Origin of the sequence: Nocardiopsis sp. CNS-639, from assembly GCF_000381685.1 — a bacterium.
Lineage (GTDB): Bacteria > Actinomycetota > Actinomycetes > Streptosporangiales > Streptosporangiaceae > Nocardiopsis > Nocardiopsis dassonvillei.
The window spans coordinates 13,893-31,758 of sequence record NZ_KB906857.1 but is presented as its reverse complement, the minus strand read 5'-3'; the positions used below and the strand labels follow the sequence as shown (position 1 = coordinate 31,758).

Here is a 17,866-nt window from a genome sequence, read left to right as displayed (position 1 = left end):
CTCTAGCTGGGAGAACACCGGAAGGGGCAGCACCATGGATCTGGACACCAGGCGTCCGGCCGACCGCCGTCTCAGCGTGGTCCACCGTGCCGGCGCCGGACTCACCGGACTCGTACTCATGGGCTTCGGCATCGCGGGGCTGGTGGTCAGGCTCCCGCTCTTCGACACCCAGGGGGAGGTCGTCGCGGGCCTGTCCACCAACGGCGCGCTGAGCTTCCTGTCCGTCGCGATCGGCTCACTGCTGCTGGGCGCCTCCGTCCTGGGCGGCTCGTTCGCCTCCACCGTCTGCACGGTGGTGGGGGTGGGCTTCGTGGCCAGCGGACTCGTGAACCTCTACCTGATGGGCGCGGGGCCCAACATCCTGGCCTTCTCCATGCCCAACGTCATCTTCAGCTTCGTCGTCGGGATCATGGTGATGACCTTCGGCATGTACGGCCGGGTCAGCGGCGGCCTGCCCGAGGACAACCCGTACCGCCGCAGGCGCGCGCGGCGGCGCGAGCGCCGCCACGGCGTGGCCGGTGCGACCGGATGAGGCCGTCCGTCCTGGTCACCGGGGCCACCGGCTACATCGGCGGACGTCTGGTGCCCGAGCTGCTCGCGGCCGGGTACCGCGTCCGCTGTCTGGCGCGCACCCCGGACAAGCTGCGCGACCAGCCCTGGCGCGACCGCGTGGAGGTGGTCCGGGGCGACGTGGTGAGCGGCGAGGGTCTGGCCGAGGCGTTCGCGGGTACCGACACCGCCTACTACCTGGTCCACTCGATGGCGGGCGGGCGCGACTTCGCGGGCACCGACGCCCGGGCCGCCCGTAACGTCGCCCGCGCGGCGCGGGAGGCGGGCACGGCCCGCCTGGTCTACCTGGGCGGACTCGCGCCGCACGGGGACGGCCTGTCGGCGCACATGGCCTCGCGCGAGGAGGTCGGCCGGATCCTGCTGGAGTCCGGCGTGCCCACCGCCGTGCTGCGCGCCGCGGTGATCCTCGGCTCCGGCTCGGCCTCCTTCGAGATGCTGCGCCACCTCACCGAGCGCCTGCCGGTGATGACCACGCCCCGGTGGGTGCGCAGCCGCGTCCAGCCGATCGCGGTGCGCGACGTGCTGCGGCTGCTGGTGGGGTGCGCCGAACTCCCGGAGGGGACCAACCGGACCTTCGACATCGGCGGCCCGGAGGTGCTCTCCTACGCCCAGATGATCCAGCGCTTCGCCGGGGCGGCGGGGATCGCCCGGAGGCTGATCATCCCCGTCCCCGTGCTCTCGCCGGGCCTGTCCAGCCTGTGGGTCGGCCTGGTCACGCCGGTACCGCCCGCGATCGCCCGGCCGCTGGTGGAGTCGCTGCGCCACGACGCGGTGGTCGGCGAGGACGACCTGTCCGAACTGCTGGACGACCACGAGCGGATCGGCTTCGACCGGGCCGTGGAGCTGGCCCTGCGCCGCGTCGACGAGTCGCGCGTGGACACCCGCTGGTCCTCGGCCGCCTGGCCGAGCGCCCCGTCCGACCCCCTGCCGAGCGACCCCGCCTGGGCGGGCGGCAGCCTCTACACCGACGTGCGCGCGCGGTACGTCGACGCCGGAACGGAGGCGGTGTGGAGGGTCGTCGAGGGGATCGGCGGCGAACACGGCTGGTACTCCTGGCCCCTGGCCTGGGCCGCGCGCGGCTGGATCGACCTGGCCGTGGGCGGGGTGGGCCTGCGCAGGGGGCGGCGCGACCCGGAGCGGCTGCGGGTGGGCGACTCCCTGGACTTCTGGCGGGTGGAGGAGGTCGTCCCCGGCCGGCTGCTGCGGCTGCGGGCGGAGATGCGCCTGCCCGGACCGGCCTGGCTCGAACTGGGCGTGGCCCGCGTGCGCGGACGCACGGTCTACCACCAGCGCGCGCTCTTCCACCCGCGCGGTCTGCTGGGGCACCTGTACTGGAAGGCCGTCACCCCCTTCCACGGGTTCGTGTTCGGTGCCATGGCCAGCAACATCGTCGCGGCCGCGGAACAGGCGGCTCGGGAACGGGCGGCTTCGGAGCGGACGGCTCCGCGGGAGGCGCACGCGCGCCGATGACGCCCGGTTCCCGGCCCCGGTCCGCGCGGACCGGGGCCGACGGCGTTCGCGCCCGTACCGCCGCCGAGGGGTGCCCTGTCCGCAGGAGCCCGCCTGGGAGCGCGCCACCGGGGGCTTCCAAGGGGCGCCCGACCAGAAGCGCGTCCGGATGGAAGCGCGCCCGGCCGCGCCACCGGAGAAACGGTGACGGGGGACACATAGCCGCCGGACGGGGGCGGACGCATGGCGGGAGCGGGCTGGGGTAGGGTCATGCCCGCAAGTAACTTGAAAAGCGAGATGCTTTAATTTCGAGCAAGCTGTCGGTGTGAGAGGGATCCCGAACGTGGACAAGGACAACGGCAGACCACCTGCCAGGCGGTCGCGCTGGTGGATCGGAGCGGCCCTGCTGGTCGCCCTGGTGTGGTTGGCGGGCGCCGGGCCCCTGGGCATGTTCCTGGGCAGGCTCGGCGAGGTGCAGACCAACGACCCGGGCGCGTTCCTGCCGGTGGGCGCCGAGTCCACCGAGGTCAGTGAGATCGCCGAGGAGTTCGACCGCGAGGAGGCGGTCCCGGCCGTCGTCGTGTACTCGCGCGAGGACGCCGGGGACGGCGGGGGCGAGGCGCTCGGAGAGGGCGAACTCGCAGACGTCGCCGCGGTCGCCGAGCGCGTGGGCGGCGAGCCCTGGGTCTCCGGAACCGTCGTCGGCCCCTTCCCCGGGACCGAGGACCCCTCCGTCGCCCAGTTCGTGGTGCCGCTCGACCCGGCCGCCGACACCGGCGACGCGGTCGAGGACCTGCGCGCGGTGCTGGCCGACGACCCCGTGTCAGGGCTCCAGGTCCAGGTCACCGGCCCCGCCGGTTTCGCGGCCGACCTCGCCGCGGCCTTCGGCGGCATCGACTCCACGCTGCTGATCGTGGCCATCACCGCGGTGCTGATCATCCTCGTGGCCGTCTACCGCTCACCGCTGCTGCCGGTGCTGGTCATCCTCGCCTGCCTCCTCGCGCTCGGCCTGTCCGGAGCGCTGGTCTACCTGGCCGCCGACACCGGCCTGGTCAGCCTCAACGGGCAGAGCCAGGGCATCCTGTTCATCCTGGTCGTGGGCGCCTGCACCGACTACGCGCTGCTGCTCGTGGCCCGCTACCGCGAGGAACTGGCCGTCCGCGACCGCGTGCCCGAAGCCGTCATGGCCGCCGTGCGCGGCGTGACCGGGCCCGTCCTGGCCTCCGGCGGAACCGTCATCCTCGGCCTGCTCTGCCTGCTCGCCGCCGACCTGGCCTCCACCCGCAGCCTCGGTCCCGTGGTGGCCATCGGCGTCGTCGCGGCCCTGCTCTCGGCGATGACCTTCCTGCCCGCCGTGCTCGCCCTGTGCGGACGCGCCGCCTTCTGGCCCGTGGCGCCGCACAGCGGCGGCCGTACGGACGGAACCCTGGACGAGGTCGTGGCCAGCCACCGGTTCTGGGGCCGCCTGGCGACCACCGTCTCGCGCAGGCCGCGCCTGTACTGGATCGTCACCACCGCCGTCCTGGCCGCCGCGGCCGTGTTCGCGCCCCAGTTCGACGCCGGGGGCACCGGCCAGGCCGAGGTCTTCCGCACCGAGGTGGAGGCGGTCGAGGCCCAGGAGGCGCTCGACCGGGGCTTCGGCTCCGACGCCAGCGCGGCCCCCGCCCTGGTGGTCGCCGACGCCGACCACCTGGACGAGGTGGTCCAGGCCGCCGAACGCCTGCCCGTCGTGGACGCGGCCGCGCCGGTGACCGAGCCCGGTCCGCCCGGCGCCGACCTGCCGCCCCTGGTGGAGGACGGCCGGGTGCTGGTCGAGGTGGTCCTCACCGTCGGCCCCGAGTCGGCCGAGGCGGTGGACGCGGTGCGCGACCTGCGCGCCGAACTGGGCTCCGTCGAGGGCGCCGACGCCCTGGTCGGCGGGGTGAGCGCCACCGACCTGGACACCCTGGACACCGCCCAGCGCGACTTCGTGGTCGTGGTGCCGCTGGTGCTCGTGGTGGTCTTCCTCGTGCTCATCCCGCTGCTGCGCTCCCTGGTGGCGCCGCTGCTGCTGATGGCCGTGAACGTCCTGTCCTTCGCCGCGGCGCTGGGCGTGGGAACGCTGCTGTTCGACCACGTGCTCGGCCTGCCCGGCGCGGACCCGGTGGTGCCGCTGTTCGCGTTCGTGTTCCTGGTGGCGCTGGGGATCGACTACAGCATCTTCCTCATGTCCCGGGCGCGTGAGGAGACGCTGCTGCACGGGCACCGCGAGGGCGTGCTGCGCGCGCTCACCGTCACCGGCGGGGTGATCACCTCCGCCGGGGTGGTGCTGGCCGTGACCTTCGCGGCGCTGGCGGTGATCCCGCTGCTGTTCCTGCTCCAGCTGGCGTTCCTGGTGGCCTTCGGCGTGCTGGTGGACGCGCTGCTCGTGCGGACCGTGCTGGTGCCCGCGCTGTCCCTGGACGTCGGGCCCCGTGTGTGGTGGCCCGGCCGCGCGGGCCGTGCCCCCGGGCGCGCGGAGGAGCACGAACCCGCCGATCGCGCCGATCGCGCCTAGCGCGGCGTCGGCCTCGTACTCCCCCGGACCCGGCCTCGTCGTGCGCGCTCGCCGAGCGCGCGCGGCACGGCGGAGCGTGTGCGCTCCGGAGGTCCCTACAGGGGGTCTCCCGGCAGTTCCGCGTAGGCGGCGGCGAACTTGCGCACCAGCGCGGCCTGCGGCAGGTGGACGCCGTCGATGGCGGCCACCTGCCGCACGCCCGTGGTGGCGTTGGTGATGAACGCGCCCGCCGTGCGGGTGCTGGCCGCCGAGGCGATCGGCCGGGTGGTCACCGGGATGCCGAGGTTCTCGGCGGCCCGGCTGATCAGCGCCGTGGTCACCCCCGGCAGGCACGGGGCCTGAGGCCAGACCAGGCCCCCGCCGTCCAGGAAGCCGATGTTCCAGGTGGGGCCCTCCGAGACGCGGCCGTCCACGCCCATGAACAGCGCGTCGTCGTAGCCGTCCAACTGGGCGGCGCGGCGCTGGCGGATCGCTCCGAACAGGCCGGTGCTCTTGATCTGCGGGGTGTCGCGGGTGAAGCGGCGCGTGCCCAGGCGGACCGGGGGAGGGGAGGCGTCCGTCGGGGCGGGACGGGTGCTGACGAGGATCTGCGGGAGCTGGCGTGCGGAGGGGTGGCCCAGGTCCATGTGGGGGTCGAAGACGGTCACGCGGACCACCGAGGGGGAGAGGTGGGCACGCGCGGAGCGCCGCGCGAGTTCGCGGACCCGGGGGATGTCGAGTTCGACGCCGAAGAGGGTGCGGCAGTCGCGGCTCAGGCGGTCCATGTGCAGATTGAGGCCGCGGACACGCAGGTCGTTGACGAGCATGGTGGTGAAGTGGCCGTAGCCGTACAGGGCCAGGCCCGCGAGTTCCCCGGTGCTGACGGGGCGTCCGTTCAGTTCCATGAGGTGTCCATCATGGCATTCGGGGATCCGCGCCATCGGGGTTTCCCCCACCGGAACCGGGGCGGCGGGCGCACCGCGCCGGTCGGGTCGGGGCCCGGTCGCCGGGGTCCGCGTCAGCCGGTCGTGCGGCGGAAGCGGTACCACCGCGGTGAGGTCCGGTTCATCGGCCACCCCAGGCCGCTGGTCCGCGCGTCCTCGGCCGTGAGGAGCTCCCATCCCGGGAACGCGGCCTCGATCTGCGCCTGCGCGACGCCCTCGACGAGCCGCCGGTACCGGGACGGGCCGAAGGCGAGCATCAGCAGGGTGGCCCCCGGCGCGGCCAGGGCCGTCACCCCCCGCCCCTCCGCGGCCCGCTGGTCGGTGTCCAGACCCTGGAAGCAGCCGATGTCGAGGAAGAGGTCGAAGGCGCCCAGGCCGGAGGATTCGAGGCCGGTCACGTCGCCGACGACGTAGGCGACCTCCGCCGGGCCCTTGCGGCGGGCGGCCTCGACGGCCTCCGGCACGATGTCGACGCCCACCGCCTCCCAGCCGCGCCGGGCCAGTTCGGGGGTGAACTGACCGCGACCGCAGCCGATGTCCAGCGCCCGCCCGGGACCGGTCGAACGCTCCCGCGTCTCGCGGTCGAGCAGGGCGCCGAGCTGCGCCGCCCCGCCCGCGGCGCCGTAGCGCTCCCAGGGAGTGAGGCCGAGGCGGTACATCCACGCGTATTTCGTCATGTCCTCAAGGTAGATCGGCCCTCCGGCGCGGGCCTTTCACCCCCGGCAGAGGGTCGGCGAGGGGTGTTCCCGCTGTTCGGGAGCGCGGTCCGTCCGGCTGAGGGGAAGGAGGGGGTAGACGCGTCGCACATGCGGCGCGACCGCACCGAACCCGACACCGAACACCCGCCGCGAAGGGTACGGGGACCACGGAACCGGACGTTCTGTGGTCCTCCGCGTTCGCCGAACCCGAAGCCCGAAACCCGTGTGTCGGTTCCTCCCGTCCGGGTAGGGCGGGCCCCATGGTCGGACAACGAGGACGCGCGTACCCGGTCACCACGCTCGCGGCGGGAGCCGCCGTGACACTCGCTCTGGCGGGGTGCGGCGCGAGCGGCGGCGGGGCGGCCACCGAACCCACCAGCACCGCGTCACCCCGGGGCGACGCCTCCCCGAGCGCCCCGGCGGTCCCCACCTCCGCACCGGAGCCGGCGGCGACCGGGACGGCCGAGGAGGACAGCGCGAACGTCTGCGGCTCGGGCGACCTGGAAGTCGCTCTCGGGCGGGCCGAGGGAGCGGCCGGGACGGTCTACCGGCCCCTGGAGTTCACCAACACCGCAGACGTCCCGTGCGTGATCGAGGGCTACCCCGGCGTCTCCTACGTCGCCGAGGAGGACGGCGACCAGGTCGGTGCCGCCGCGGCGCGCGAGGGCGAACAGGGTCCCGCCGTGACCCTCCGACCGGGAGACACCGCCTCGGCCACCGTGGGATTCACCCGGGCCGCCGACTACGACGAGGACGAGTGCGACCCCACCGACACCCGGGGACTGCGCGTCTACCCTCCCCGGAACACGGGGTCGGTCTTCGTCGCGGCGCAGGGCCGCGGCTGCGCCGATCCGGACGTGCCCGGCGACCAGCTCACGGTCACGTCCGTCCAGGCGGACGGCGCCTCCTGACCCGTCCCCGACCCCTGGCCTGTGCCGACTCCTGGCCTGTGCCGCCGCCCGACCCGTCCCGGCGCGCGCCCCGCAGTCAGTTCCGCTGCTGTTCCATGGCGGTGAACGCGGTGACCAGCTGGTTCTCGGAGGTCTCCAGGTAGGTCGTCAGCTCGTCCGCCGCCCCGGACGCGTCCCCGGAGGCCAGCAGGGTGTGGATCCTGCGGTTCCAGTCCAGGTACGGAGCGTGGAACTCCCGGGGCGCGTCCATCACGTGGAACACCAGCCGGGTCTCGGCCAGCACCTGGCTCATGAACTCGTTCACCCGCGCACTCCCGGCCAGACCGGCCACGGCCTGGTGGAAACGCATGTTCGCCGTCCCCATCCGCCACCAGTCCTCGCGTCCGCGCGCGGCCTCGCCCTCGTCCACGGCCGCCCCGACCAGCCGGACCGCCTCCTCGTCCGGGGCCACCGCGCCCCGCAGCGCGGGGAGCTCCAGGGAGCGGCGCGCCTTGAACAGGTCTCGGACGTCCTCACTGGTCGGCAGGCCGACGAACACTCCCCGGTGCATCTGGTGCACCAGCAACCGCTCGCGCACCAGCAGCCGGAACGCCTCGCGCAGGGTGTTGCGGGATACTCCGAGCTCCTCGCACAGCCGCTCCTCCGACAGGCGCTGTCCCGGCGGGTACACGCCGTCGATGAGGGACTCGCGGAGCAGTTCCGCGACCCGCTCGGCCTGCGTGGGCAGCGGGGGGAGGAGGCGCGTGCGGCCGCTGGTCCGGTCGGTGCGGGCGTCCGTGGCCGTCACAGGTGCTCCTTAAGGGGACTGGCGTCTGTTACTTCATTGTCACCGACGCGGAGCACTCCCGGGAGAGCGGGGAGCCCGCAGAAGTCGGTTCATCGGACCGGTGGACCGTGGTGCGGTCCCCGAACGGGTTCCCACACGGGTTTCCCGCCGCACCGCTTCGCGTGCACGGCGCGTCCGCTCCACCCCGCCACCGCGCGGCTCCACCGCCACTGACCGGCCCCCGCGCGGCTCGCGGGTGAGCCCTCCACGCGTCCAGTGAGTTCCGGGCAGGAGTGCGCATTCCTGTGCGGCTTCCGCGCGGTTTCCGCGGGGCCTTTCGGGCGGCTGAGCCTTTCGCGCGGCTTCCGTGGGTCCTCGGGGGCCTTGGGGTCCTCGGGGTTCTCGGGCGAGGACGCGCACGGCCCGGCGCGGCTTCGTCCACGGGCTCGCGGACGCGCATTCTGGAGGTTCCTCCGATGACGCTCCTGGGCAGGGTGGGGCGAAGAGATACTTCTGCAACCCAGGTGACCTGGGTTTTTTACATGCCGGATCTTTACCCGTCTCGTTGGATTGAAGTATCGTTCAACAATCCAACGATGGCGCGGTCGGTTATCGCGTCACCGACCCACATCGGACCCCTTGGAGTGACCCATGGGTGACACACCCCCCGCACCCACGAAGGTGCGCCCCCGTGTCGGGCGGATCGCGATCAGCAGCAGCCTGCTGGGTGCGATGTTCCTCATGGCCACCAGCGCCATCGGCCCCGGCTTCATCACCCAGACCACCACGTTCACCGCTGAGCTGGGCGCGACCTTCGCGGTCGCCATCCTCATCTCGATCCTGGTCGACATCGCGGTCCAGCTGAACATCTGGCGCGTCATCGGCGTCGCCAACACCCGTGCCCAGGACCTGGCCAACAAGGTCGTCCCCGGCGCGGGCTACCTGCTGGCCGCGCTCATCGTCTTCGGCGGCCTGATCTTCAACGTCGGCAACCTCGCGGGCACCGGCCTGGGCCTGAACGCCATGGTCGGGTTCGACACCCGGCTCGGCGCCGTCCTGTCCGCGGTCCTGGCCGTGGTCATCCTGGCCGTCAAGAGGCTGGGCGTGGCCCTGGACCGCGTCCTGGTCGTGCTGGGCGTGGCCATGATCGCGCTGACCGTCTACGTGGCCTTCGTGTCCCAGCCCCCGGTCGGCGAGGCCCTGCGCCAGGCCGTCCTGCCCGAGCGGTTCGGCGCGGACGTCTTCCTGGCCACCGTCACCATCATCGGCGGCACCGTCGGCGGCTACATCACCTACGCGGGCGTGCACCGCCTCGTCGAGACGGGTCAGGGCGGACGCGAGAACGTCCGCGCCATCACGCAGACCTCCGTGACCGGCATCATCGTCACCGGCGTCATGCGCGTGGTGCTGTTCCTGGCCATCCTCGGCGTCGTCGCGGGCGGCGCCGACATCCTGGCGTCCGCCAACCCCTCCGCCGAGGCCTTCCGCCAGGCCGCGGGCGAGGCCGGTGTGCGCCTGTTCGGCGTCATCCTGTGGGCCGCGGCGGTCAGCTCCGTCATCGGCGCCTCCTACACCTCGATCTCCTTCGTCACGACCTTCCACCCGTGGCTGGAGAAGCGCCGGGGCCTCCTGGTCACCGTCTTCATCGGTGTCTCGCTGGCGATCCTGCTGCTGTCCGGGCAGGCCCCGAACACGCTGCTGATCCTGGCCGGAGCCCTCAACGGCGTGATCCTGCCGGTGGGCCTCGGCATCCTGCTGTGGGTCGCGGCCCGCCGCTCCGGCGACCTGCTGGGCGGGTACCGCTACCCGCGCTGGCTGATCGTCATCGGCGTCGCCGCCTGGGCGCTCACCGTGTACATGGCCATCGGCTCCCTGGGCGGCATCGCCGACCTCTGGCAGTAACCCGCCGGGCGCGCCCTTCCACCGTCCCCCACCCCCGCCCCGCCCGGACCGCCACCCGGGCGGGGTAGGGGAACCCCGCAAGGGGCAACACGAAAGAACGAGGAGCACCGACGTTGCGCATCGACCTCAACTCCGACCTCGGCGAGAGCTTCGGCCGCTGGGAACTCGGCGACGACAAGGCACTGCTGTCCATCGTGACCAGCGCCAACGTCGCCTGCGGCTTCCACGCCGGTGACCCGTCCGTGCTGCGGCGCACCACGCTCGACGCCGCCGCCGGGGGAGTGGCCGTCGGCGCGCACGTGGGCTACCGCGACCTCGCCGGGTTCGGCCGCCGCTTCCTCGACGTGCCGCCCGCCGAGCTGACCGACGAGGTGGTCTACCAGATGGGGGCCCTGTCGGCGTTCACCCGCCTGGCCGGGGACCGGATCCGCTACGTCAAACCGCACGGCGCCCTCTACAACACGATCGTGCACCACGAGAAGCAGGCCGCCGCCGTGGTCGCCGCGGTGCGCGAGTTCGACCCCGCCATGCCCGTGCTGGGCCTGCCCGGATCGCAGTTCCTGCGCTTGGCCGAGGAGGCCGGGCTGCCCACGCACCGCGAGGCCTTCGCCGACCGCGCCTACACCCCGGAGGGCACGCTGGTCTCGCGCCGCGAGCCCGGCGCCGTCTTGCACGACCCGGCCGCCATCGCCGAGCGCTGCCTGCGCATCGCCCACGGCGAGCCGGTCGAGGCCGTGGACGGCACCCGGATCGTCATCGAGGCCGACTCCCTGTGCGTGCACGGCGACAGCCCCGGCGCGGTGGACATCGCCCGGGCCGTGGCCGACCGGCTGCGCGCCGAGGGCGTCACCCTCGCGCCGTTCACCGGGGAGGCCGCGTGACCCCTGCCGGGAGGAGGGGGCTCCCGACCCTCGCCGAGGAGGCGCCGTGCGTGTCCTGACGTGCGCGGACAGCGGTGTGCTCGTGGAGGTCGCCGACCTCGCCGAGGTGATCGCGCTGCGCGCCGCGCTCCGGGCGCGGCCGATTCCCGGGGTCACCGACGTGGTTCCGGCCGCCCGCACGCTGCTGCTGCGGATCGAACCCGGCACCGACCCCGACGGGGTCGCCGCCGCGGTCACCGGACTGCCGCTGGCCCCCGGGACCGGACCGGACTCCGGGGACACCGTCACCATCCCGGTGTTCTACGACGGCGAGGACCTCGACGACGTCGCCGGGCTGACCGGCCTGACCAGGCGCGGGGTGGTCGAGGCGCACACGAACGCCACCTGGACGGTCGCGTTCTGCGGCTTCGCCCCCGGGTTCGGCTACATGGTCGGCGACGACCCGCGCCTGAACGTGCCCCGGCGCGGTGAGGCGCGCACCCGCGTGCCCGCCGGTTCGGTGGCCCTGGCGGGGGAGTTCGCGGGGGTGTACCCGCGCAGCTCGCCCGGCGGATGGCAGCTGCTGGGCCGCACCGAGGCCCCGATCTGGGACCTGGACCGCGACCCGCCCGGCCTGCTGCGGCCGGGGGTGCGCGTGCGCTTCACCGACGCGGAGGCCTCATGAGTACGCGTGTCGGGCCCACCCGGACGGGACCCGACCGCGAACAGGGGCGGGAACGCGACCAGGGACGGGAACGGGGAAGGAACGCGGTGGCGGGTCGGGGAACAGCGTCGGAACGGGGCGAGGGGACCGCGGCGCGCACCCCGACCGCCGCCAGGGGGCGTTCGGCCCTGGAGGTCGTGGCCACCGGACCCATGACCACGGTCCAGGACGCGGGCCGCTTCGGCCACGCCGACCTGGGCGTGGGCCGCTCCGGCGCCGCCGACGCCCACTCCTACGCCCTGGCCAACCGCCTGCTCGCCAACCCCGCGGGGGCCGCCGCCCTGGAGGCCACCCTGGGCGGGCTGCGCGTGCGGGCCCGCGGGCCGGTGACCGTCGCCGTCACCGGGGCCGAAACCCCGCTGCGGGTGGACGGGCGGGGCGCCGCCGCCAACACGGTGCTGCACCTGTCCGACGGCGCGGAGCTGACCATGGGCGTGCCCGACCGCGGACTCCGCTCCTACCTGGGCGTACGCGGCGGGGTGGACGTCCCGCCGGTCCTGGGTTCGCGCAGCACCGACGTCCTGGCCGGGCTGGGCCCCGACCTGCCCGTGCCCGGAGCGCTGCTGCCGGTCGGCCCCGCGCCCGCGGACTTCCCGAACGCGGACCACGCCCCCGTGCCGCCCGTCGGCGGACCCGAGGAGGTCCTGCGGGTGGTTCTGGGCCCGCGCGAGGACTGGTTCACCGAGGAGGCCGTCCGCACGCTGCTGTCGTCCGCCTACGAGGTCACTCCGCGCAGCGACAGGGTCGGCGCCCGCCTGTCCGGGCCCGTCCTGGAACGCGCCCGCTCCGGCGAGCTGCCCAGCGAGGGCATGGTCGCGGGGTCGCTCCAGATCCCGCCGGGCGGGGAGCCCGTGCTGTTCCTGGCCGACCACCCCGTGACCGGCGGCTACCCGGTGGTGGCCGTCGTGTGTTCGGCGGACCTGCCCAGGGCTGCCCAGGCACGCCCCGGCACCCGCCTGCGCTTCACCCTCTGACCGGCCGGGCCCCGCCGTTCCGGCGGGGTCCGGACACGACCGCGGACCCGGTTCCGTACCGGGGAACGGGCCGCGGCGCCGCGCGGGAGCCCCCGCACGGCGCACAGCGTTCCGCGCGGCGCGGGAACACCGCGTGCGGTGCGGGAACGCCGCCCGGGGACAACGGCGTTCCCGGGCGGTCCGGCAGCCGCGGGAACACCGCCCGTCCGTCCCACCCGGAACGAAAGGCAGAACCGAATGACCTCTCCGGCCGACCTCTCCCCGTCCCAGGCCCGCGCGCTGTTCCGCGACGGCCTGCGGGTCCCCACCTCCGGCTACAGCGCGGGCTACGCGCAGGCCAACCTCATCGCGCTGCCCCGCGAGGCGGCCTTCGACTTCCTGCTGTTCGCCCAGCGCAACCCCAAGTCCTGCCCGGTCCTGGACGTCACCGAGCCGGGACGGGTGGACGCCTCCGTCTTCGACGGCGACCTGCGCACGGACCTGCCCGCCTACCGGGTCTACCGCGACGGGAAGCTGGTCGAGGAGCGCACCGAGGTCACCGACCTGTGGCGCGACGACCTGGTGGCCTTCCTCATCGGGTGCAGCTTCACCTTCGAGACGCCCCTCCTGGAGGCCGGTGTGCCGGTGCGCCACATCGAGGCGGGCACCAACGTGGCCATGTACGCCACCAACCGGCCGTGCCGCCCCGCGGGCCGGTTCAGCGGTCCGCTGGTGGTGTCCATGCGGCCCATCCCCGCCGACCGGGTGGCCGACGCGGTGCGCATCACCTCGCGCTACCCGGCGGTCCACGGCGCCCCGGTGCACGTGGGCGACCCCGCCGCGCTGGGCATCGAGGACCTGGACAGGCCCGACTACGGTGACGCGGTCGAGGTGCGCCCCGGTGAGATCCCGGTCTTCTGGGCGTGCGGGGTCACCCCGCAGGCGGCCGTGACGGCCTCCGCCCCGGAGTTCGCCATCGGCCACGCCCCCGGCCACATGGCGGTCACCGACGTGCGCGACTCCTCCTACCAGGTGCCCTGACGTTTGTCGCCGGACCCCAGGGGTAGTCGCGGGCCCAGGGTCGAGCGACACGACGAACGAAGGGGAACGGTGTGAACAGCCGCGAGCAGCTCATCGCCTGGCTCAACGACGCCTACTCGATGGAGAAGTCCCTCGAGGAGACGCTGGAGAGGCACGCCAAGGACGCGGAGAAGGACCCCGAGGTCCACGCCCGCATCACGCGGCACATCGAGGAGACCCGTCAGCAGGCCGAGACGGTCAAGGGATGTATCGAGTCCCTGGGCGGCAGCGTGTCCAAGGTCAAGAGCGCCCTGGCCGGAATGATGGGTTCCGTGCAGGGCATGGCCAACAAGCCCGCGGGCGACACCATGGTCAAGAACGCCCTCTCCGACTACGCCGCCGAGCACTTCGAGATCGCCTCCTACCGGGCGCTGATCGAGGGCGCCCGCGCGCTCGGCGAGGAGCAGATCGCCCTCAAGCTGACCGCCATCCTCCAGCAGGAGGAGGACATGGCCCGCTTCCTGGAGCAGAAGCTCCCGGGCGCGGTGCGCACCGCCCTGGCCGACGCCGAGCGCTGACCGCGCCGCGGGCCGAACCCCGAGTGACAGCACCCGGACGCCCCGGAGGAGGCAGCGCCTCTTCGGGGCGTCCGCGTGGCGGGCCGTGCCCTCGCGGGTCGACCCGTCCCGGGCGCGGGGTACGTCCGGTCGGTCGGGGGCACGGCGAGCCCGCACGGTCGGTGACACCGCCTTCGCGACGGCGGCGCACCGGCCCTCGGGAACAGGGGCCCTCGGGAACCCCCGGGAAGAGGCCAAGACACCCAGGGAGGCGTCCATGACGGCATCCGCGCACGCGGGGGCGCGACCGCCGACGGCGCACGGCCGCAACACGGCCGCGGGCGTCCTGCTCGGGCTGGGCACGGTGGCGTTCGTGGACGAGGTGGTCTTCCACCAGCTGCTGCACTGGCACCACTTCTACGACCTCTCGACCACCGGCGTCGGCCTGGTGTCGGACGGGCTGTTCCACGCCTTCAGCTGGTTCGCCACGGTGGCCTCCCTGCTCATGGTGGCCTCCCTGCGCCGGGAACGCCGCTTCCGGGGGCTGGCCTTCACGGCGGGCTGGCTGACCGGGGCGGGGTCCTTCCAGCTCTACGACGGGCTGGTCCAGCACAAACTCATGGGCCTGCACCAGATCCGCTACGGCGTGAACCTGGTGCCCTACGACCTGACCTGGAACATCCTCGCCGGGACACTGCTGGTCGCGGGCGTCGCGCTGTGGACCCTGTCCCGGAGGCGGACACGCGGGGCGTCGGGCGCCGATCCCGGGCGGGCCTGACCCGTGGACCACCGCGGGCACGAACCCGCCACCGCGGTCCCCGGCCTCCTCGCTCCCGGCGCGTGGGCCGTCCTGGCGCTGGTGTGCGCGGCCCTGGCGGTCTACGCGGTCGCGGCGCTCCTGCCGAGCCGCCGGGGCGGGGCCTGGCCCTGGATCCGCGTCCTGGCCTGGGCGGCGGGGTGCGCGGCCGTGGGGGCGGCCCTGGTGGGCCCCCTGGCCGAGCGGGCCCACCACGACTTCGCCGCCCACATGGCGGGGCACGTCCTGCTGGGCATGCTGGGCCCGCTCCTGCTGGTCCTGGCGGCACCGGCCACTCTGGCCTTGCGGACCCTGCCGCTGGACGCCGCGCGCACCCTCTCCCGGGTCCTGCGGTCGGCGCCCGCCGCGTTCGTGACCCATCCGGTCGTCGCGGGCCTGCTCAGCGTCGGAGGCCTGTGGGCGCTGTACCGCACCGGCCTGTACGCCGCGACGCACACCGACCCGCTCCTGCACGCCCTGGTACACGCGCACGTGCTGGCCGCCGGATGCCTGTTCACCTTCGCGGTGCTGGGCGGACCCGACCCCGCGCCGCACCGGCTCCCTCCGCCGTGGCGGGCCGCCGCCCTGGTCGCGGCCGTCGCCGCGCACAACGTCCTGGCCAAGTCCCTCTACGCGGTGCCGCCTCCGGGGGTGCCCGCCGAACAGGCCCATGCCGGAGCCCAGCTCATGTACTACGCCGGTGCGCCGGTGGAGATCGCGTTGATCTTCCTGGTGTGCCGACCCTGGCTGCTTCCCCGGCCGCGCCCGGAACCCGGGCGGGTCCGCCTCAGGACTCCCGCGGGGGAGGAGCGCCTTCGTCGGGGGTGGGTCGTCCGCCGTCGGTCTGCTGGCCCCGGATGAGGCGACCGCGGCGACCGCGACCGGAGCCCCGGCCGGGGCCGCCGCCCCCGACCTCGGGGCCGGAGCCCTGATCGGGACCAGAGCCACCGTCCCGGCTCCCGCTGCCGCCGGTCCGGTCCTGCTCCGCCCGGTCCCCGTCCCGTCCGGTCCGCTCCCCGCCGCCCTGCGCGGCCCCCGGACGCTGACGGCCGCTCTTGCGCGAGTAACCCGCCTGGCTCGCGTACAGCGACTTGGAGACCCGGGAGGCGTCGCCGGTCCGGGTCATCCCCGCCATCCGCCGCAGTTCCTCCATCTGCGCGAGCACCTCCGGCGGCGGAGCCGCCGCACCCGCCCCGGCGGGCGCCGCCGGCACGTGGCCGGCCAGGTCCGTCCGCGCCTCCTCCAGCAGACCCGCGGCGCCGAAGCGGTCGCCCCGGCGCATGGCCTCGCTGGCCCTCCTCTTGGCGGTCTGCGCCCGTTGCAGGACCTCCTCGGCGCGCACCTCGGGCCGGGGCACCCGTTCGTCGGCCGCGTCCCGCGCGACCACGTCGAGTTCGACGGACAGGGACACGGTGCAGGTGTCCAGCGTGGCCGGGTCGGCGTAGGCGACCTCCAGCGCGGCGACGGTGCCCGGCGCGGACAGCCCGCGGACCTCCATGCGCAGCAGCAGACGGCGCCGCTCCCCGGAGTGGAAGTCGCCCAGCTCGACCACCACCGATCCGTCCGCGAGCCGGTGGGAGGGCATCTCGCCCACCACGGAGACGGAGCGCAGGAGCGGGCCGGACGGAACCCGCAGCGACACGGCCTGGGCCGTCTTGGCCAGCAGGTACTCGGCCTCCCGGGCAATCAGGCCGCCCGCGGTGTCGGGGTCCTCGGCGAACAGGGCGCTGCCCGCGCCGCCGTCGGCCACCGCGCCCAGCAGCTCCTCGTCGTAGCCCAGGCCGTACCCCAGGGTCGTGGTGGTGACCCCGTGGGCGTAGGCGTCGGCCGCCACCTGCCGGAGCAGGTCGTGGTCGGTGACGCCCTGGTTGGCGTGCCCGTCGGAGATCAGCAGCAGCGTGCCGCCCCGGCCGGCTCCGGCGCGGCGGGCCTCCTGCACGCCGCGCAGCAGCCCGCTGGACAGGTCGGTGCCGCCCGACGCGTGCAGCCCGGAGATCAGGCGGCGCACCCGCACCTTGTCCTCCAGCGGCCCGCAGGGCACCTCGACCCGGGCCTGGTCGTTGAAGGACACGAGTCCGAAGTTGTCGGAGGGCGCGAGCCGCTCCACCAGGGAGAGCAGCGCGCGCACCGCGCCGTCCAGGCGTCCTCCGCCCATGGACCCGCTGCGATCCAGCACGACCTGGAGGGTCGCGGGCGGGCGTTCGGTGTCCTCCTCGCGTTCGGGGGCGGTGATGTCGACCAGGACGGACACGGCGTCGTCGGTGTCCCGGGGGACGGCGTCGAAGTCCAACAGCGCTGACAGGTGCATGCATGCTCCGGGGGGTCGGGTGTGTGGCCCTCCAGCCTAGGAAGCGGCGACGACGTTCGCGCGGTCCGGCGTGGCCGGATGGGGCCATCTCCGGGCCGCGCGTCCGACCCCGCCCCCCGGCAGGGCTCGGTGCGGGCCCGCCGCCACGCGACCGGGGCGACCCTCGTCGGTGCGGGGTGCGGGGTGCGGGGTGCGGGGTGCGGGGTGCGGGGTGCGGGGTGCGGGGTGCGGGGTGCGGGGTGCTGTGGGCTTCAGATCCGGCGCAGGCCCAGACGGCGCAGCTCCAGGGCGGCCAGCGCCTCCACGGTTCCCCGGTCACCGGAGCGCCAGGCGCCCGCCGGGTCCTCGTGCGTACCGGCCAGCCGGGAAGGGGACGCCGAGGTCAGGGCGCGCAGGGCCAGCAGCCGGGACCGGGCCTCGGGCGCGAGCCCGCGCAACCGCCTGGCGGCGCTGGCGTGGCGCACCCACCGGGCGCGCAGGGGCAGCCAGGTGGCGGCGAGCAGCAGCAGCGGGAGCGCGGCGGTCAGCAGCGGCAGCGTCAGCGCGAGCGAGGCCACCGTCTCCTGGAAGGAGGTCCCGGCGGCGGTGAGGGACTCGCCGGTCTCGCTCATGCTGGTGAACGGGGTGGCCAGGGCCTCCCCGGCCAGGGGCACCTGCCGGGCCTGCTCGGCGGCGGCGTTCATGTGCTCGCTGAAGCCCTCGCCCGTGCTCACCATGAGTTCGCCGGGGCGGCTGAGGGCCATGAGGGTCTCGTGCAGCGCCAGCGCCGCGCTGACCCACGCGTACACCCAGGCGGCGGCGAGCAGGTCGGAGGCGAACTGGAGGAACGCGCGCACGGGGTACTCGGCGTAGAGCTTCACGGGGGCCTTCCGGGGTGAGGGGCGGGCGTGGGC

General features: G+C 74.5%; 17 protein-coding genes. 12 read left to right on the top strand and 5 right to left on the bottom strand.

Translation table 11 applies throughout. The annotated features are described in order from the left end of the window. Window positions 1-34 precede the first annotated feature (34 nt). The 3 genes from G011_RS0107630 to G011_RS0107620 all read left to right on the top strand — a co-directional run bounded on the left by G011_RS0107630 (window position 35) and on the right by G011_RS0107620 (window position 4,555). A complete protein-coding gene (locus G011_RS0107630; protein ID WP_019607959.1) occupies window positions 35-532 on the top strand; it encodes a DUF4383 domain-containing protein in 498 nt (165 codons plus the stop codon). Continuing rightward, window positions 529-2,040 carry an SDR family oxidoreductase gene (locus G011_RS0107625; RefSeq protein WP_019607958.1) on the top strand — a complete coding sequence of 504 codons (1,512 nt, stop codon included), beginning with the start codon at window positions 529-531 and terminating at the stop codon, window positions 2,038-2,040. Before G011_RS0107630 ends, G011_RS0107625 begins: the two co-directional genes overlap by 4 nt. 322 nt (window positions 2,041-2,362) lie before the next feature. Continuing rightward, window positions 2,363-4,555: an MMPL family transporter gene (locus tag G011_RS0107620; RefSeq protein WP_019607957.1), complete on the top strand. Its 2,193-nt coding sequence runs from the start codon at window positions 2,363-2,365 to the stop codon at window positions 4,553-4,555. Between the two features lie 95 nt (window positions 4,556-4,650). Here G011_RS0107620 and G011_RS0107615 read toward each other — a convergent pair whose 3' ends face one another. Continuing rightward, window positions 4,651-5,439, bottom strand: coding sequence for an aminotransferase class IV family protein (locus G011_RS0107615; protein ID WP_019607956.1), 789 nt, complete (start codon window positions 5,437-5,439; stop codon window positions 4,651-4,653). 113 nt (window positions 5,440-5,552) lie between these two features. Then, window positions 5,553-6,137: a bifunctional 2-polyprenyl-6-hydroxyphenol methylase/3-demethylubiquinol 3-O-methyltransferase UbiG gene (locus G011_RS0107610; protein ID WP_019607955.1), complete on the bottom strand. Its 585-nt coding sequence runs from the start codon at window positions 6,135-6,137 to the stop codon at window positions 5,553-5,555. Window positions 6,138-6,493: 356 nt separating this feature from the next. Here G011_RS0107610 and G011_RS0107605 point away from each other — a divergent pair, with 356 nt between their 5' ends. Further along, window positions 6,494-7,087, top strand: coding sequence for a DUF4232 domain-containing protein (locus G011_RS0107605; protein WP_019607954.1), 594 nt, complete (start codon window positions 6,494-6,496; stop codon window positions 7,085-7,087). 76 nt (window positions 7,088-7,163) lie between these two features. Here the strand turns inward: G011_RS0107605 and G011_RS0107600 are convergent, their stop codons facing one another. Beyond that, a complete protein-coding gene (locus G011_RS0107600) occupies window positions 7,164-7,874 on the bottom strand; it encodes a GntR family transcriptional regulator (RefSeq protein WP_019607953.1) in 711 nt (236 codons plus the stop codon). 630 nt (window positions 7,875-8,504) lie between these two features. On the opposite strand from G011_RS0107600, the gene G011_RS0107595 reads away from it, so the two are divergent. The 8 genes from G011_RS0107595 (at window position 8,505) to G011_RS0107560 (ending at window position 15,526) form a co-directional block, all read left to right on the top strand. Beyond that, the gene (locus tag G011_RS0107595) at window positions 8,505-9,755 is read left to right on the top strand and encodes an NRAMP family divalent metal transporter (RefSeq protein ID WP_019607952.1); all 1,251 of its coding nucleotides are present in this window, start codon (window positions 8,505-8,507) and stop codon (window positions 9,753-9,755) included. A gap of 113 nt (window positions 9,756-9,868) precedes the next feature. Continuing rightward, on the top strand, window positions 9,869-10,636 hold the full coding sequence (locus tag G011_RS0107590) for a LamB/YcsF family protein (RefSeq protein WP_013154566.1): 768 nt from the start codon (window positions 9,869-9,871) through the stop codon (window positions 10,634-10,636). A 46-nt stretch (window positions 10,637-10,682) separates the two neighbouring features. Beyond that, on the top strand, window positions 10,683-11,300 hold the full coding sequence (locus G011_RS0107585) for an allophanate hydrolase subunit 1 (RefSeq protein WP_019607951.1): 618 nt from the start codon (window positions 10,683-10,685) through the stop codon (window positions 11,298-11,300). Between the two features lie 86 nt (window positions 11,301-11,386). Next, window positions 11,387-12,313, top strand: a complete 927-nt coding sequence (locus G011_RS0107580; RefSeq protein ID WP_019607950.1) for a biotin-dependent carboxyltransferase family protein — start codon at window positions 11,387-11,389, stop codon at window positions 12,311-12,313. 237 nt (window positions 12,314-12,550) lie between these two features. Further along, window positions 12,551-13,333 (top strand): putative hydro-lyase, encoded by a 783-nt coding sequence (locus G011_RS0107575; protein WP_019607949.1) that lies wholly within the window; start codon window positions 12,551-12,553, stop codon window positions 13,331-13,333. Window positions 13,334-13,404: 71 nt separating this feature from the next. After that, a complete protein-coding gene (locus G011_RS0107570) occupies window positions 13,405-13,890 on the top strand; it encodes a ferritin-like domain-containing protein (protein ID WP_019607948.1) in 486 nt (161 codons plus the stop codon). Between the two features lie 256 nt (window positions 13,891-14,146). Further along, window positions 14,147-14,647, top strand: coding sequence for a DUF2243 domain-containing protein (locus G011_RS0107565; protein WP_019607947.1), 501 nt, complete (start codon window positions 14,147-14,149; stop codon window positions 14,645-14,647). A 3-nt stretch (window positions 14,648-14,650) separates the two neighbouring features. After that, window positions 14,651-15,526, top strand: coding sequence for a cytochrome c oxidase assembly protein (locus G011_RS0107560; protein ID WP_019607946.1), 876 nt, complete (start codon window positions 14,651-14,653; stop codon window positions 15,524-15,526). On the opposite strand, the gene G011_RS0107555 is transcribed toward G011_RS0107560, so the two are convergent. Further along, window positions 15,453-16,973 (bottom strand): VWA domain-containing protein, encoded by a 1,521-nt coding sequence (locus G011_RS0107555; protein WP_019607945.1) that lies wholly within the window; start codon window positions 16,971-16,973, stop codon window positions 15,453-15,455. The two genes, G011_RS0107560 and G011_RS0107555, sit on opposite strands and share 74 nt — an antisense overlap. Before the next feature lie 251 nt (window positions 16,974-17,224). Beyond that, window positions 17,225-17,833 carry a hypothetical protein gene (locus tag G011_RS0107550; RefSeq protein ID WP_019607944.1) on the bottom strand — a complete coding sequence of 203 codons (609 nt, stop codon included), beginning with the start codon at window positions 17,831-17,833 and terminating at the stop codon, window positions 17,225-17,227. Window positions 17,834-17,866: the final 33 nt, after the last annotated feature.